Below are 16,308 nucleotides of genomic sequence, written 5' to 3' on the forward strand. Positions count from 1 at the left end.
ATCTCAATCAAGAAAAGATAATTTCCAAGAAAGATCGGCAATTTCATCGATCTCGATCAAAACATCATGAAAATCGAAATGAGATGTCTAAAAAAAATGTGCAAAAGCAGAAGTTGATCTTCTGTTTTTTGCACATTGTGTGTTGCATTAATGAGCGATAATTTCAATTCCGTCTTCAGTGACTAAAATTGTATTTTCCCATTGGGCAGAAAGTTTTCCATCATCAGTGTAACTTGTCCAATCATTGTCGGCATCGATAAATAAACTTGCGACACCTTCGTTGATCATTGGTTCGATTGTGAACACCATTCCTGGCGCTAAAACTACACCTGTTCCTTTTCGGCCTACGTGAGGAACCATAGGATCTTCATGGAATGCATTTCCGACACCATGACCACAGAAGTCAACGACAACAGAATAGCCATTCGCGTGCGCAATTTCTTGAATTGCTGCACCAATATCTCCTAAGTGACCCCAAGGTTTAACTGCCGCAATCCCGGCTTCTAAACATTGTTTTGTGACATCTACTAGTTTTTGCGCATTAGGTGCTACGTTTCCTAAGCAATACATACGGCTAGCATCTGCATAGTGGCCATTGACGATCGTTGTGCAATCGACGTTGATGATATCTCCATCTTGGAGCACGTAATCATCTGGAATACCGTGGCAAATTTGATCATTGACTGATGTACAACAGCTTTTTGGGAAACCTTCGTAACCTAAACAAGCTGGGATTCCACCATGTTCAACAGTATAGTCGTGAACGAGCTGATCAATTTCGTCAGTTGTCATTCCGATATGAATTTTTTCGCCAACTAAATCCAATACCGCATTGTTGATTTTAGCGGCTTCACGAATCCAATGAATATCTTCTTCGTTTTTAATCATTTTGTGGGTAGGAATTCGTTTTCCTTCTTTTTTAAGTTGATGAAGATGACGGTCGAATTCTTCGTGGCATTTTTTATACTTCTTGCCACTTCCACACCAACAAGGATCATTTCTTGTTAACATTTTTGAATATCTTCTTTCTTTGTTTGTACATTTTAAGTGCGTACAACTAAAATGCGATCTTTTTGTGAAATATCTTGGAGCACTTGTACATCCGCTTCAGGGAAATATTGTTTAGCTAAAGCAGATAAACGTTCACCTTGATCATATCCCATTTCAAACGCCATGATTCCATTTTCGTTTAAAACTTTATGCGCATTTTTAAAGACACTACGATAGAAATACAAACCATCTTCGCCCCCGAATAATGCGACATTGGGTTCATAGTCCACTACACCATGGTCGAGTTTTTCTTCTTGTGGGATATAAGGTGGATTGCAAACAAGGACATCACAATGCATGTTGCGATCCACAAATGGTTGTAACATATCTCCTTGCACGAAGACGACACGTCCTCCAAGTTTTTCGTTGTTTATATAAGCAACTTCTAATGCCTTTTGCGAAATATCTGAAGCATAGACATCTAGACGTGGTTCTTCTAAAGAGAGAGTAATACCAATTGCACCTGATCCGGTTGCAACGTCAAAAACAACAGGGTGTTCGATTTTTTCGAGCACGTCATCGCAAAGCATTAAGACTTGACCTGTCAATTCTTCTGTTTCAGGACGAGGAATAAGAACATCTTCATTAACGATAAAATCGTAGCCATAGAAGTTTTCATACCCTAATACATATCCGAGTGGTTCGCCTTTTTCCATACGATGAATTGCTTCTAAATAATCTGTTTGAACTTGTTCATTCACAGGTTCATCCATCACCATATATAAATTGATATTTCTATGGGAACACAATTCATTCAACAGTAAAAGAGCTGCTTGGTCGGATTGGTTTGCTTGATACAGTCTTTCTTTGCCTTCCTGTAACAATTGGTGCCATGTGATCATTAGAGAGATTCTCCTGCAAGTTTTGCTTGTTGATCCGCCGTTGATAAAGCGTTCATTAAGTCTTCTAAACGACCATCAATAATACGATCTAATTGGTTTACAGAGTAACCGATGCGGTGATCTGTTACACGGTTTTGTGGATAGTTGTAAGTACGGATTTTTTCAGCACGGTCACCTGTTCCGATTTTAGTTTTACGTTCCGCATCGTTTTTCATATCGATTTCACGTTGGCGTTCTTCTTTAACACGTGCCGCAATCGTTGCTAAAGCTGTTGCACGGTTTTCGTGTTGAGAACGTCCGTCCTGACATTTTACGACGATACCTGTAGGTTTGTGCACGATACGTACAGCAGAGTCAGTTTTGTTGACGTGCTGTCCTCCAGCACCAGAAGCACGCATTGTTTCGATTTCTAAATCGTTCATATCAATATCGAAATCTTCTTCGTCTAATTCTGGGTAAACAAGAACTGTTGCCGTTGAAGTTTGGATACGACCTTGGGATTCTGTTTTAGGAACGCGCTGTACACGGTGGGATCCACTTTCGTATTTAAGTGTTCCATAAGCATGTTGGCCAGTAACTTTAAAGCAGATAATAGAGAATCCACCTGCTTCGGAATCTTCAGCATCGCTGACTTCAATACGCCAACCTTTTGAATCCGCATATTTGGAATACATGCGGAATAAGTCCCCCGCAAAAATATTGGCTTCATCACCACCAGCAGCACCACGGATTTCCACAAATGCGTTATGGGAATCGTTAGGATCTGTTGGAACTAAAAGTAATTCCAGTTTTGAAACGTATTCTTCAATTCTTGGTTCAAGCTCGCTGATTTCTAATTTCGCCATTTCGATAATTTCAGCATCAGATTCTTTGAGCAGTTCTTTAGCATCTGCTAATTCTGCAGTTGCTGTTTTATATTCATTGTATACTTCGATAATTGGAGTCAGTTCATTGGCTTCACGTCCTAGTTTAGACATTTGTCTACGATCGCCAACGACTGAAGGGTCCATCATTTTTTCGTTAATTTCGTCCAGACGCTGTGCCATTGTATCTAGACGGTCTTCCATTTTTGCCATGTCTTGTCCTTTCATCTATTTATGTATTCATCAAGTGAATCTTTACAATTCTGATCGAGTAAAAGTCTACTCAATCATCAAATTATCTTACTATTTTCATAAATAAAAGGGAATCTCCATCAAATCTCTTCCTAATTTATAGTGGTTTTCTTGAATGCAATCTACATTTACTCACGCAAATCTAGAGAATCCCTTTTCTATTTTATACTGATTTTCTTATTACTTAAATGTTCAAAGAGATTCCATTTTATGAGTATCTAAAGTGTTTTTATTCCTTTTTTAAAGTTTCATTCGATTCCTTTGAATGTCCATATATTCATTATTTATAGTTCCTTTAATTTTTTTTACTCTTTTTTATCTTTTCCTTTTCTTGTCTGATTGATACGCTTGATTGAACACAACCTCTCTAACCGCTACAATAGAGAAGATAGAACTCATCATTTTTATCGTATAAACGAGTTCAAAACGAATTTGAACTTCGAAAGGAAATCTTTATATGTTTAAAAAAGTACGTAAAGCTGTCATTCCTGCAGCTGGCTTTGGCACTCGTTTTTTACCTGCCACAAAAGCAATCCCAAAAGAAATGTTACCTATTGTCGATATTCCTACAATTCAATATGTCATTGAAGAAGCAGTTGAAGCGGGGATTGAGGAGATTTGTATCATCACAAACTCTTATAAACAAAGCATCGAAAACCATTTCGACCGTTCTTTCGAGTTAGAAGAAAAACTAAAAACTTCCAATGATCTCGAACATTTAGAAATGATCGAAAAAATCACGGACATGGTTAACGTCGTTTCTGTCCGGCAAAAAACACCTAAAGGTTTAGGACATGCGATTTTATGTGCTAAAAGCTTTGTGGGAAATGAACCTTTTGCGGTTTTACTCGGTGATGATATTGTCGTCAACCCAAATGGCAAAGGTGCCATTCGTCAATTAATCGACATTTATGACCAAACTGGTTGTAGCGTCGTCGGTACACGAAATGTCAAAGATGAAGATATTTCAAAATATGGCATTGTCGCAGATATCAAACCACAAGATAATGGCTACAACTGTGTAAGTGAATTTGTGGAAAAACCGGCATTGGAAGATGCCGCTAGTAACTTAGCTATTTTAGGTCGTTATGTTTTAACACCTGGCATTTTCGAAAAACTTGAAACTCAACCCGCTGGTCGTGGAAACGAAATTCAATTAACTGATGCGATCGATCGTTTAAGTCATGATGAAGATGTTTACTCTTGCCCATTTGAAGGAAATCGTTATGATGTCGGAGATCGTAAAGGATTCTTACAAGCCCAAGTTGAATTCGCATTAAACCGTGACGACACCCGTCAAGCTATGGAAGAGATTATTGAAGCTTTAGGCTATACCAAAACTGGTGCTCCTCAAAACGAAGCCCCAATCGAATTGAAAATCTTCAAATCAAAACAGAAATAATTCGCTAAGTGTAAATTTGATCTTATCCTTGCGATGACTCACTTAAAATTTGATTTCACACAAACTAAGGATGGACGGATATTGTTCATCCTTTACTTATTTTATGTTTTTAAAAAGGAGAATGTTCATGATTACTGATACGCATTGTCATATCACTTGCGACACGCTTTATCCAGATGCCGACCTCATTATTGAAGAAGCACTCCAACAAGGAGTCGATTTAATGATGATCATGTGTACAAATAAAGAAGAATACTTACGCGCACAACAATTAAAAGCTAAATATCCTGAGCATTTAAAAGTTGCTTATGGTTTTTATCCAGGGGATGCTCAAGATATTACTTTCGAAGATTTAGCTGATTTAGAAGCAGAAGCAAAAGCCCACCATCTCGATGTCCTTGGTGAAATTGGTCTCGATTATTATTGGGATACAACATTTAAAGAACAACAAAAAGAATTATTCATTCGTCAAATCGAAATTGCCAATACCACTAATTTACCGATCTCAATTCACATGCGCGATGCAAGTCGGGATTGTTTAGATATTTTGAAGGCTTATGCGAAAACCCCAATTATTTTCCATTGTTTTTCCGGTTCGCTAGAAATTATGAAAGAAGCATTAACTTTAAATTCACTCATTTCTTTTGCTGGTCCGATCACTTATAAAAACAACAAACAAGGTTTGATCAATGTTGCCCATTGTCCGATTGATCGCATTTTGTCCGAAACAGATTCCCCTTATCTTTCCCCTGTTCCTTATCGGGGGAAAACAAATCATCCTGCTTATGTTCATGCAACAGTATCTAAAATTGCTGAAATTCAAGAAGTAGATGAAACAGTTTTACAACAACAAATACGAAATAACTTCTTATCTTTATTTCCTCACTCAAAAAATAGCTAAAAAAAACTGAAGATCTTATTTATTGAGATCTTCAGTTTTTTCATATTTTATTTCTGATCAGTGTAGCTTACTGCTGCGTTTAAAGCAGTAGATAAAGATTCGTTTTCTTCGATTGCTTCGATTGCAGCTGCTGCAAGAGGAGCAACAGAAAGAACTGTCATTTCTTCATATTTTGCTTTGTTTTCTGCTTGATCAATTGTATTTGTAACGATGAATTCTGCAAGGTTAGCAGATTTTAAACGGTCAATTGCAGGTCCGGATAATACACCGTGTGCACAAGCAGCGATAACTTGTTTAGCGCCTTTTTCATAAAGCATGTTAATACCACTTGTTAAAGTACCAGCTGTATCAACCATGTCATCGATGACAACAGCAACTTTACCATCCACTTCACCTAATAAGTTCATTGCAACTGCAACGTTTGGTTTTGGTCTTCTCTTATCGATGATTGCTACTGGAGCACCTAAACGATCTGCAAGTCTTCTTGCACGAACAGTTCCACCATGGTCTGGGGAAACAACAACGATGTCTTCAAGATTTAAGCCATCTTTGTTTTTGAGGTATTCAGCGATTAATGGCAATGTGTTTAAGTCATCCGCTGGGATATCAAAGTAACCTTGGATCTGAGCAGCGTGTAAATCCATTGTGATTACACGGTTTGCACCAGCTCTTTCTAACATTGTTGCGATAAGTTTAGAAGAAATTGGCTGTCTTGGTTTTGCTTTGCGGTCTTGGCGAGCATAACCAAAGTATGGGATTACACAGTTAATGGAACGAGCAGATGCACGCATGCACGCATCGATACCGATTAACAATTCCATCAAGTTATCGTTTACTGGGCGGTTAGTTGATTGAACGAAGAATACGTCTTTTCCACGAACAGATTCGCCTAATTCAACAAGAATTTCACCATCAGCAAAGTGATGAACATCACATTTACCAAGTGGTAAATCTAAAATATCACAAATTTCTTGCGCAAGACCTTTGCTGGCACTAAGCGCAAAAACTACAGTTGAATCTTTTAGTTCTTCTTTTTGTTTCATGTCAGAGTCCTTCCTTAATGAATTCATTTTCTTTGAAAGTGTTCTGTGGCACTGTGCAATTTTTAACGATACAAGAATGAAGTTTGCAGTGATCTTCTACTGTCGCATCTTCGATCCAAGTATTTGGGTAAATTTCACACCAATCTTGAATAATTGTTTTCCCCATCAAATGCGTACCTGGGTAAATTTCAACATCATGACCGATTTGCACATCTTTACCAATGACCGTGCGTTTTGGATCCATAATCTGAACGCCTTGATCCATCCATTTCTGATTGATTTTTTGAATCATCCATTGGGATACTCCATACAGTTCTGTCACTGTATTGATCCCTGCCATTTCATCTGGGTTACATTGAATGGCTTGTACACTTTTTCCTTGCGAAGAAAGAATCTTAACCAGATCGGTCAGATAATATTCATGTTGGGCGTTGTTGGTTGTCAATTTAGACAATGACTCAAACAAATCCCGGTTATTAAAACAATAAACTCCAGCATTAATCTCCCGGATTTGTTTCTGATCTTGAGTGCAGTCTTTACTTTCGACAATCTCTAAAACCTGACCTGCATCATTTCTCACTACTCGACCATAATGCGCACCATCTTCCAATACTGCACTTAATAATACGAGTGAATGATTGTTCTTTTGTGTTTCTTCGTACAACGCTTGTAGTGTACTGGCTTGTAAACAAGGCACATCCCCATTCATGACTAACGTATAGCCTGGTTCATTTTCCAAAACTGTACATTGCATTACAGCATGTCCTGTTCCGAGCTGTTCTTTTTGAATCGCAAATTCTACATCTTTGAATGCATCCATTAAAGATTGAGCTTGGTATCCAGCCACAACCACAATTCGATCTGCACCTGCTTCTTTTAAAGCATCAATCGGATAAGCAAGAATTGGACGATCGATCAAAGTATGCATCACTTTGTTTTTTTCGGATCTCATTCTTGTTCCTTTGCCCGCAGCAAGTACAATGGCATTTTTTTGTGTCATAGAATCACCTTCCGGTCTCATTTTAACACATACAGCGCATTCTTTCTTGAGCGAAAATGTAATGACGGTTACAGAAAAATAGAATCTTCTTTCATATTGAGATTCTAAGTAATCTTTTTGTGAAAACGAAGTGAAATTGGACATTTTAATTTTTGTTTTCTTTACTTCACTTTTGTTCTCGTGAAAAGAAAAAGATCTTCTCTAAAGAAAGAGAAGACCTGAACTCCATTTTGATTTGAATTATTGAATTGCATCCATTTCGTCTTTTAACTCTTGGATTTTTGAATTTTTAGAATCAATTTTTTCTTGGATTGGCGTTTTTTCATCTTTAATGGCTTGCCATTCAGAATTTGCGCTATCCATTTCTGTTTTTGCCGTATTGGCTTTACTTGATGCTTGTTGCAGATTATTTTGTTCCATCGAGATTTTTGATTCTAAATCAGCAACTGTACTATCGTGCGTATCAATTTGGTTTTGCAGACTCGCGACTCTTTGTTGCATTGAAATCACACTTTCCTCATTGCCTTCATTGGCTTCTAGGCGTTCAAGTTGTGATTGCAAAATGATCAATTGCGATTGTAAATCGGAAATCGAAGGTAAGTTATTCAATTGGGATTGATAAGAGGCAATCGCATCACTAGCTGCTTTGACATCAGATTGATAAGCATTATAAACACTTTGTTTATCATTAAATTTGCGTTCCGCTGATTGCGCTCGCGAATCAATTTCAGAAAGTTGTTTGGATAATTCCGAAACTTCCAATTCTAGTGTTTCGACTTGTTCACGCAACTTCGCTTTCTTTTCAGCATTCGCAACATTTTCGACACTAGACTCTGGTTTATCTCCCATAGTCGCAATTGCTAAAAGCTCATCAAATGATTTTCCCGTAACCGAACTGATTAAAGAGTTAACTTTGTCTTTGGCATCTTGACTGAGTTTTTCATATGTTTTTCTAAAATCGAGAATATCCATCTTTTCTTCATCAGAATAAGAATTATATCCAGCAATCCAATCCATCAAGGCATCAAAACCTTCATCCATTCCTTGTTTATCCGCGATAGTTGTATCAATAAAACTTTTGAGCGCATAACCGCCACCAAACAATGCCACAATTCCTAACAAAACTGCTCCAAAAATGAGCGCCCCTTTTGCCCCACTTTTTTTACGGCGCGATTTGCGATCATAGCGATCAGAATAGTCATCCTCATCTTGCAAATATTCCCGTTTTAAAATTGGTTCTTCTTTATCGAGTAAATTGCGAATTTCATCTTGATTCATCCGTACCGTACCACCTGCTTGATTAGATTTCATTGGTGCTCGATGATCAAATACGCGAGTCGAATCAGCTGGATGTGAACGATAAGCTGCCTCTTGTAAGTTTTCATGACGAACCATTTGGCGTGTTGCCCCACCAATATCTTGACGCGGTTGCATTCGCGAACGATCTGGCGTTGGCATCATGCGCATCTGGTCAACTGCTTCATAAGACTGTTGCGGCATATGACGATTCGGTTGAGATTGAACTGGTCTAGACGGACTAACACGATCGTTTTGTACAAACTGCCGCGTTTGTTCGATTGTGTTCTCATTGACTTGTCTTTGTTCATCCTGCCTTGGCTCGTATTCTAGTCCATCACGATCAAGTTCATTTAAATTAATTGTTAAATCTGAAACATTGTGGCTACGCATAAAATCAGGAATATCTAACGACTCATACGTTTTATCTGTTTCTTCCGGTTCATCGATCGGAATATTTCGAGGATGAAAAACAGGTTGTTCTCGTGTTTTTTCAACAATATTGTCGAGTGAAGATTCCTGTTGACTGGAACGGGAATAAGTTTGTTGAAATTGTTCTGAAGTTGCTCGCGCACGCTGTATACGACGTTGACGTTCTTTATTCCGGGCAAACTCATTAATTTTCTGTTTCATTTCCTGATCATCCGATAATGAATCAAGTAATGAATCTAAAACTTCATTTTCTCTATTGCTCATCAGAAACCTCCCTTTGTTTTGGATATTTTAACAGATTCATTCTCTGATATTCGTGTTTATCATTTTAAAACGGGTGATATTGAAAAGTTTAAATTTAATGCCCATTTCACTTTAATCAAAAAATAACGAAAATCGATAAACAAAATCTAATTTATTCATAAAACCTGTTTTCATCCAAATGATTTCTTATTTTTTTAGCGATCTTTTCAAAATAAATCGCTTTACATCGCTTTCTTCATCATTTGACTCAACCAACTTTTCGGGATCCATTCCTCTTTTTGAGCCATCATCCACACACCGACACAATAGTGGTCTTGTAAAATCGATTGGATTTTTTGGGGGTCTATTGGATAAATAAAACAAGCAATATAGAATGAAGGACGCTCTTGTCTTTGATGAACCCGTCGTACATCGCGTAAAACAATTCCGGTAAAAAGCGCATGAAATTCATCTGCATTATAATCGAAATCCATCGCTAGAATTGGATATTTCAAAAGGGGTTTGATCCATGCTCTTTGGTATTCAAGTAAAGCTTGCCCTAGCGCAAGATCATGAAATTTCATAATTCTTTGATAAAACGTTTCGAATTCCTCATTCCACAAATAACTAATCCAAACTCGTTTTCGCGATACTTTATGCGTTACCCATACCGGGTGAAGCTTCTTTTGGCAATCTAAACATAGTGATTTGGATCCTTGAAAAACGTCTTGAATCGTTTGGCATGTGTTGATTGGGGCGCTACACCAGAGACAGTGTTCATGTAATGAATTTGTTCGAGACACTTGGTCAGTTGTTGGGATGGCGTTTGAATATATGCGCTGGTCTTGCCGTAGGGATCGTTGTAACTGCGGCCGGCTCGTCCGAAAATCTGGATCAAACTCGCGCTGGTAAACACGGGATGATCGGCTCGGTAAACGATCACTTGCACCGATGGAACAGTAATTCCTCTTTCGAGTAAAGTTGTGCATATCAACACCTGACTTTTCTTATCATGAAATCTCTCCATGATGATTTCTTTATCTGTACTTTTGGAATGGATCACGTCGGTTTTCATAAAAGGACTTAAAATCCATTTCATCCATTTTGTATCTTGAATTCTAGGAACGAACAATAACACTTGTTTGCGTTGTTTTTTATATCTCATACATTCCATGAATATATAAACCACCATCATCCCTCGTGAACAAATTTTCACTTTCGGAACACTTAACGGCTGTTCATGGGGACGCTTAAATAAATTGACCATTCCCATTTTTCCTTGCGCGATTGCCTGTAAACTTTTTTGATCCGGCGTTGCCGAAAGGAGTAACTTTTGACCAACACAACTTTGATTGGCGATCGCTTCTAGAACATCATTTCCTGCATAAGGAAAAGCATCTAATTCATCCAAGATGAGTAAATCGAAACAAAATGGATAACGATATAACTGATGGGTAGTACATACAATTAGATCCGCATCCGTAATTTGAGTATGACCTTGGCAAACGGCAATCACTTTAAGTTCGGGAAAATTGGCAGACAGACGTTTCGCAATTTCTAAAACAACTTGTCTTCGTGAAATCGCAAAACATACTTTTTTCCCTTGAGCTAAATACCAACAAATACTCTCAAGAGAAATTTCTGTTTTTCCTGCTCCCGTAGCTGCATACGTTAAAACATCTTTTCCCGCTTTTAAATATTCAAGAACTTGATGCGATGCTTCTTTTTGAAAAGACTTTAATTCAAATTCTAAATGCGGCTTTCCTTTCCATACGCGAGAAGAAAGATGTGGTTTTAACGGTAGCGTTCCAACTTCTAATAAACCAAAATCCATGCACTTGCGACAATAGAGATGATTGTTGATCCAAAAGAAAAAATGGGGATCTTGATTTTGGCATCTTAAACACTTCATATCTTTTTATAGTCAGAAATTCGCAAATTGAATCATAAATATTGAATGAAGAAAAAACACACTCCATTTGATCGAAGTGTGTTTCCTTTTAGAACTTATAAAATTCAAATTGTCCTAAAATAAAAAATTCCGCCCATAAGGCGGAAATTTTTTTATCCTTAGTCTTTGTTGTTGCGTCCGTATTTTCTGTTGAACTTTTCAATACGTCCTTGAGCGGCTGCGAAACGCTGACGGCCAGTGTAGAATGGGTGGCAGTTGCTGCAAGTATCTACTGTAAGAGTATCACCTTTTACTGTAGAACCAGATTCGAATTTATTACCGCAGGAAGCACAAACAACAGTTACGGTATGGTAGTTAGGATGGATTCCTTGTTTCATGTGCCATAACCTCCTTCCGCCTTAAATCATTTGCTGATTTAAAGTAAGTGCGTAAAGATTATAACAACCTCGTCTTAACAAATGCAACCAAAATAGCGTTATATTTCGTAAATTTCCTTTCCTGTTTGTCACCAATCGGCTTAAAATAAAGACATGAACACCATGCAAAAAACTTTTGGCCATCTGCAAACGATTAACCAGCATAAAATCAAAGTCACATCTTTATGTTTTCGTTGCGGATTATACAAACAAGGCCTTCTTCATGACTTATCTAAATATAGCCCAATCGAGCTAAAAACAGGATTTCGTTATTACCAAGGCTATCGCTCACCAATCGATGCCCAAAAAGAAGCAGAAGGATATTCTCTATCCTGGCTTCATCATAAAGGCCGCAATCCCCATCATTGGGAATACTGGCTCGACAACAGCAAAGATGGCATCAAACCGGTGCCGATGAAATTCCAATATGTCGTCGAAATGTTTTGTGACCGGGTGGCGGCAAGTCAAATTTATTTAAAAGAAAAGTATCGAGATGATTCTCCTTTGAAATATTATCGAGATAATCAAAGCCATGTCTGCATTCATCCGCAAACTGAACGCCAAATTTTATATCTGCTCGGTTACTTAAAACAATTCGGTCTAGACAAAACGATCCTACAAATTCAAAAACTATTAGAGATGGATCGCCAAGGTCTTCCTTTACCGATTTAAAACAAAAAAGTTTCCTTGTCCTTTGAAATCACATTTTGATTTCTTAGCCATTCAAGGAAACTTATTTTTTTATTCTGTTTCTGTTAAATCTAATAATTCTAAAATACGAGTCAAATCTTGTACGGTTTCATAGTGAATCGTAATCGAATTGGGTTTAATCTTCACCGGCGTTTGGAAAAATTCTTCTAATTGCCGATGGGCATCTTGAATAAAGATGTTGTTGTCGAATTCTTCTTGTTCCGCTTTTTTTACATCATTTTTTAATTCTTTTGATTGTGAATCGAGCGCCTCTTTGACTTTTTGTTCCATCTTTCGCACCGACCAGCTTTCTCGATAAGCTTTATCGGCTAATTTGATCATGGATGGTTTGTCTTTTAATGACAACAAAGCGCGAACATGACCCATCGATAATTTTTTATCGATGACCATTTGACTCACTTCTTCTGGCAAACGTAAAAGTCTTAATAAGTTTGCGATATGTTCTCTACTTTTGCCGACTCTTGTTGCGAGTTGTTCTTGAGTATAATGCAGTTTTTTGATCAATTGATCATATGCTTTTGCTTCTTCAATGACGTTTAAATCTTCACGTTGAATATTTTCAAGTAAAGAAATTTCCATCATTTCTTGATCATTGAAATCGACAATAATTGCTGGGATTTCCGCTTTTTGTGCAAGTTTAGAAGCACGAAGGCGGCGTTCTCCGGCAATCAATTCGTAGCCATGAATACTTTTCTTGACTAAGATCGGCGTGAATACGCCATGTTCTCGAATTGAAGCAGCTAACTCTTCGAGAGCTTCTTCATTAAAAATTTTTCGTGGCTGATAAGGGTTCGGGCGAATTTGATCGACCGGAATTTGGAGCTGAGCATAGTTTTGTGATGTATCTTGTCCGTTTTGAATATCATCCAACATTTGGGTTATGTCTCCTCCAAAAATGGAGGATAAGCCTTTACCTAATCTTTTGTTTTCTTCACTCATGCAAACACATCTTCTTTCAGATGAAGCATTTCACGAGATAAGCGGGCATAGGCTTGAGCCCCTTTACATTTCGGATCATATTCAAAAATGGAGACACCACGACTTGGAGCTTCGGACAATTTAACATTCCGTGGAATTGAATTTTGGTACACTAAACGACCAAAGGTCTGGCGAACTTCTTGGGAAACATCGACGGATAGACGAGTTCGATAATCAAACATTGTCATCAAAATTCCTTCGATTAAAAGTTTTGGGTTACTTGTTTTTTGAACCAAGCGAATGGTCAACAACAATTGGGTTACCCCTTCTAATGCATAATACTCACATTGCACAGGAATCAAGACACTATCCGCTGCCGTCAGCGCATTGGTGTTCAGTAATCCTAAAGAAGGTGGACAATCAATCAAAATAAAATCGTATTGATCGCGAATTGGATCAAGCGCATTTTTTAAGAGTTGTTCTTTTCCTGAACTTAAGCGATCCATCATTAAATCAGCACCTGCTAAAGTCATGTTGCTTGGCAAAATATCGACTGGACATTTATCTCCATGTACAATCGCATTTTGAATTGGAAAACCTTCCAACATCACGTTATAGACTGTGGGTTGGCCATTGGATTTTAATGCCCCTAATCCTTGGCTTGCATTCCCTTGGGAATCAAAATCAACAAGCAATACTTTATTGCCTAATCTCGACAAAGCACTGGATAAATTGATTGCTGTTGTCGTTTTACCCACGCCACCTTTTTGATTGGAAATTGCGATGATTTTAGCCATTCGTTTCCTCCAGTGGTTTTTTCTTAATTAAAGAATAAGAACGTGGATATTGTTTTGGAGTTGGCGCTGTCTTCACAAATGTAATGACGGTTCGTTCGCCCTCTTGTCCTAATTCAAATTCTTTAATTTGTTCAACCTTAACTTTTAAAGCATCGATCGCTGGTTTCGCATTTTTTAATTCTTCTTTACCAGCAGATCCTTTTAACGCGATAAATTTTCCTTTGCCTTTGAGTAAAGGAATACAAAGTTCCAATAAAATGGAAAGTCTTGCTACTGCCCGAGCACTAACCACATCAAATTTAGAACGGTTTTGTTTGACGTAATCTTCAGCACGCGCATTTTCAATGTTCACGTTTTTCAACTGTAATTCATCTTTTACGACTTGTAAAAACTTGCAACGTTTTGTCAATGGTTCAATCAAAGTGAATTGCCGTTTAGGCCAAACGATAGAAAGTGGAATCCCTGGAAATCCCGCACCACTGCCGACATCGGCCATCGTTTCAAATTCTGTCCCCATAAAAGGAACAATTGAATCGTAAAAATGTTTTTCCCAAACTTCTTCTTCTTCAACAATTGCCGTCAGATTCATTTTCTGATTCCATTCTTGAAGTAAGCTTAAGTATTGTTCAAATTGATGGATTTGTTTCTCATCGAGAATAATGTTGTTTTGTTGTAGAGCTTCTCGGAATTGTTCTTTATTCATAGTCTTCAGTATACCATTAGTTGCTAATCGATTCATGATGAATCTTACGAACTGCAATTCTCTCTGTTTTCTTTATAGTCTGAATTTTAGAAAACGTTTGCGTCCAATCATTATTTATTCATTCGAAATATTATTGTTTTTAAAAATGGTAAACTATTTGCATGGCAAAACAAAGATTAAAACCAGCGATCCGAAATGGAGCCATCGGATTTGTGATTGGTTTAGCGCTATGCTCCATCGTTTCCCTTTCTGGTTGTTTAGCTTTGAAAGGAGCTCAAGAAAGAAAAGAAATCAGTTCAACAACTCTCAAAACCTCACTTGAGCAGGCTTCTGATCTGATCACCACAAAGTACTACTATTCCGATATTGGTAAATTTGAAAATTCATATGAAATTAATGGTTGGAGTATTCCTTTTACAGGAAAAAACTTCATCCTCTCTTATCAAGGAGAAGCTTTACTTGGTTTTTCTATCAAAGACGTCAAAATCGATGTGAACCACAATCAGATTCATGTCACTTGTCCACCGATCCAAATTTTATCCAATGCGATCCCTGCTGAAAGTGTCGAAGTCTATGATCAATCGTTCAACATCTTCAATCAAGTGACGATTGATGACTATCTTGAATTTGAAACCAATCAAAAAGTGATTGCAGAACAAAAGATGCAAGATAACGGCGTATTTGAACAAGCAAAAGAAGATGCGAAAACCTCAATTCTCTCTGTGCTCAATGTCATCCCAGAAGTTCGCGAAGACTACCACATCACAATCGACTTTGAAGAACAACCGGAAGATACAACGCAACCTACAAGCCAAGCGAGTGAAACAAATTCATCAACAAGTACGCAAGCCGCTTCTTAAACATGACATCAAAAAATCTGAAAGAATAAGAATATCCTTTATTTTAGGGATATTCTTATTCTTTTTATTTTTTCCTAACTATCTTTTCAATATTTAGGATTTTCATATTCTTGATCTCTTCCAATCCTATGACAAAAAAACGTGATCCATTTTGTGTTCTACTTGAACATCTATTGGATCACGTTTGATTTCAATTTTTATTGATTAGCGAAAGATGAATCATTTCGCATTGAATGTTTATTTTTGAAAAATATATATCCCCATTGATTCAAAAACATTCACTGTTTAAATCGTTTTATTCTTCGTCTTCAGAAGACTCTTCATCATCATCTTCTTCATCGATGATTTCATCTTCGTCTTCTTCTGTTACGTAGTCGTCTTCATCTTCGACACTAATTGATTCTGTGTCGACAATCGTGTTAGCGGAAGACTGACGTTTGCGCAAATCCCAAGTGTTTCCTGGAAGAGAGGCAAATCGACCGTCAATGGATAAGTCACTATAAAGTTGTGCGATATTGTCATCAGCTTGTGAAGGAGTAAATCCCATTTCACTAGATACTTGATTCCAAATATCGATAAATTTCATAGCTTTTTTCTGGCTGGATAAAATGTCATAAGCCAGATCAATCATTGATTTTTTCATGTGTAAATCTCCTCGTAATACAAT

17 protein-coding genes are annotated in these 16,308 nt (G+C 37.5%); 4 read left to right on the plus strand and 13 right to left on the minus strand.

Translation table 11 applies throughout. The features are described 5' to 3' along the window. Positions 1-147: 147 nt before the first annotated feature. Genes ALLST_RS0109080 through prfA form a run of 3 tightly spaced genes read right to left on the minus strand, consistent with a single transcriptional unit; the run spans position 148 to position 2,968 of the window. The gene (locus tag ALLST_RS0109080; RefSeq protein WP_019893876.1) at positions 148-1,011 is read right to left on the minus strand and encodes a methionyl aminopeptidase; all 864 of its coding nucleotides are present in this window, start codon (positions 1,009-1,011) and stop codon (positions 148-150) included. A 32-nt stretch (positions 1,012-1,043) separates the two neighbouring features. Further along, complete coding sequence (gene prmC / locus ALLST_RS0109085; RefSeq protein ID WP_019893877.1) at positions 1,044-1,892, minus strand: peptide chain release factor N(5)-glutamine methyltransferase; 849 nt, start codon at positions 1,890-1,892, stop codon at positions 1,044-1,046. Continuing rightward, positions 1,892-2,968: a peptide chain release factor 1 gene (gene prfA / locus ALLST_RS0109090; protein WP_019893878.1), complete on the minus strand. Its 1,077-nt coding sequence runs from the start codon at positions 2,966-2,968 to the stop codon at positions 1,892-1,894. The genes prmC and prfA overlap by 1 nt, the downstream gene beginning before the upstream one ends. Before the next feature lie 496 nt (positions 2,969-3,464). Between prfA and galU the strand changes: the two genes are divergently transcribed. Together galU and ALLST_RS0109100 are read left to right on the plus strand one after the other, a co-directional pair. After that, positions 3,465-4,409, plus strand: a complete 945-nt coding sequence (galU, locus tag ALLST_RS0109095; RefSeq protein WP_019893879.1) for a UTP--glucose-1-phosphate uridylyltransferase GalU — start codon at positions 3,465-3,467, stop codon at positions 4,407-4,409. Positions 4,410-4,536: 127 nt separating this feature from the next. After that, the gene (locus ALLST_RS0109100) at positions 4,537-5,310 is read left to right on the plus strand and encodes a TatD family hydrolase (protein ID WP_019893880.1); all 774 of its coding nucleotides are present in this window, start codon (positions 4,537-4,539) and stop codon (positions 5,308-5,310) included. Positions 5,311-5,357: 47 nt separating this feature from the next. Here ALLST_RS0109100 and ALLST_RS0109105 read toward each other — a convergent pair whose 3' ends face one another. The 6 genes from ALLST_RS0109105 to rpmE form a co-directional block, all read right to left on the minus strand. Further along, a complete protein-coding gene (locus tag ALLST_RS0109105; protein ID WP_019893881.1) occupies positions 5,358-6,353 on the minus strand; it encodes a ribose-phosphate diphosphokinase in 996 nt (331 codons plus the stop codon). Between the two features lies 1 nt (position 6,354). Then, the gene (locus ALLST_RS10655) at positions 6,355-7,353 is read right to left on the minus strand and encodes a bifunctional UDP-N-acetylglucosamine diphosphorylase/glucosamine-1-phosphate N-acetyltransferase GlmU (protein WP_033400001.1); all 999 of its coding nucleotides are present in this window, start codon (positions 7,351-7,353) and stop codon (positions 6,355-6,357) included. 240 nt (positions 7,354-7,593) lie between these two features. After that, positions 7,594-9,345 (minus strand): hypothetical protein, encoded by a 1,752-nt coding sequence (locus tag ALLST_RS0109115; protein WP_019893883.1) that lies wholly within the window; start codon positions 9,343-9,345, stop codon positions 7,594-7,596. A gap of 221 nt (positions 9,346-9,566) precedes the next feature. Next, positions 9,567-9,908 (minus strand): hypothetical protein, encoded by a 342-nt coding sequence (locus tag ALLST_RS0109120; protein ID WP_019893884.1) that lies wholly within the window; start codon positions 9,906-9,908, stop codon positions 9,567-9,569. A gap of 110 nt (positions 9,909-10,018) precedes the next feature. After that, on the minus strand, positions 10,019-11,236 hold the full coding sequence (locus tag ALLST_RS0109125; RefSeq protein ID WP_019893885.1) for a helicase-related protein: 1,218 nt from the start codon (positions 11,234-11,236) through the stop codon (positions 10,019-10,021). Positions 11,237-11,394: 158 nt separating this feature from the next. Then, complete coding sequence (gene rpmE, locus ALLST_RS0109130; RefSeq protein ID WP_019893887.1) at positions 11,395-11,613, minus strand: 50S ribosomal protein L31; 219 nt, start codon at positions 11,611-11,613, stop codon at positions 11,395-11,397. 162 nt (positions 11,614-11,775) lie between these two features. Between rpmE and ALLST_RS0109135 the strand changes: the two genes are divergently transcribed. Further along, positions 11,776-12,324 carry a DUF5662 family protein gene (locus ALLST_RS0109135; RefSeq protein WP_019893888.1) on the plus strand — a complete coding sequence of 183 codons (549 nt, stop codon included), beginning with the start codon at positions 11,776-11,778 and terminating at the stop codon, positions 12,322-12,324. 69 nt (positions 12,325-12,393) lie between these two features. Here ALLST_RS0109135 and ALLST_RS0109140 read toward each other — a convergent pair whose 3' ends face one another. Genes ALLST_RS0109140 through rsmG form a run of 3 tightly spaced genes read right to left on the minus strand, consistent with a single transcriptional unit; the run spans position 12,394 to position 14,817 of the window. Continuing rightward, the gene (locus tag ALLST_RS0109140) at positions 12,394-13,302 is read right to left on the minus strand and encodes a ParB/RepB/Spo0J family partition protein (protein WP_019893889.1); all 909 of its coding nucleotides are present in this window, start codon (positions 13,300-13,302) and stop codon (positions 12,394-12,396) included. Next, a complete protein-coding gene (locus ALLST_RS0109145; RefSeq protein ID WP_019893890.1) occupies positions 13,299-14,078 on the minus strand; it encodes a ParA family protein in 780 nt (259 codons plus the stop codon). The genes ALLST_RS0109140 and ALLST_RS0109145 overlap by 4 nt, the downstream gene beginning before the upstream one ends. After that, positions 14,071-14,817: a 16S rRNA (guanine(527)-N(7))-methyltransferase RsmG gene (gene rsmG / locus ALLST_RS0109150; protein WP_245553770.1), complete on the minus strand. Its 747-nt coding sequence runs from the start codon at positions 14,815-14,817 to the stop codon at positions 14,071-14,073. The genes ALLST_RS0109145 and rsmG overlap by 8 nt, the downstream gene beginning before the upstream one ends. A 125-nt stretch (positions 14,818-14,942) precedes the next feature. On the opposite strand from rsmG, the gene ALLST_RS10660 reads away from it, so the two are divergent. Further along, the gene (locus ALLST_RS10660) at positions 14,943-15,641 is read left to right on the plus strand and encodes a DUF4230 domain-containing protein (RefSeq protein WP_019893892.1); all 699 of its coding nucleotides are present in this window, start codon (positions 14,943-14,945) and stop codon (positions 15,639-15,641) included. Positions 15,642-15,936: 295 nt separating this feature from the next. On the opposite strand, the gene rpoE is transcribed toward ALLST_RS10660, so the two are convergent. Further along, positions 15,937-16,284 (minus strand): DNA-directed RNA polymerase subunit delta, encoded by a 348-nt coding sequence (gene rpoE / locus ALLST_RS0109160; RefSeq protein ID WP_019893893.1) that lies wholly within the window; start codon positions 16,282-16,284, stop codon positions 15,937-15,939. Positions 16,285-16,308: the final 24 nt, after the last annotated feature.

The sequence above is a fragment of the Allobaculum stercoricanis DSM 13633 genome (genome assembly GCF_000384195.1).
Lineage (GTDB): Bacteria > Bacillota_I > Bacilli_A > Erysipelotrichales > Erysipelotrichaceae > Allobaculum > Allobaculum stercoricanis.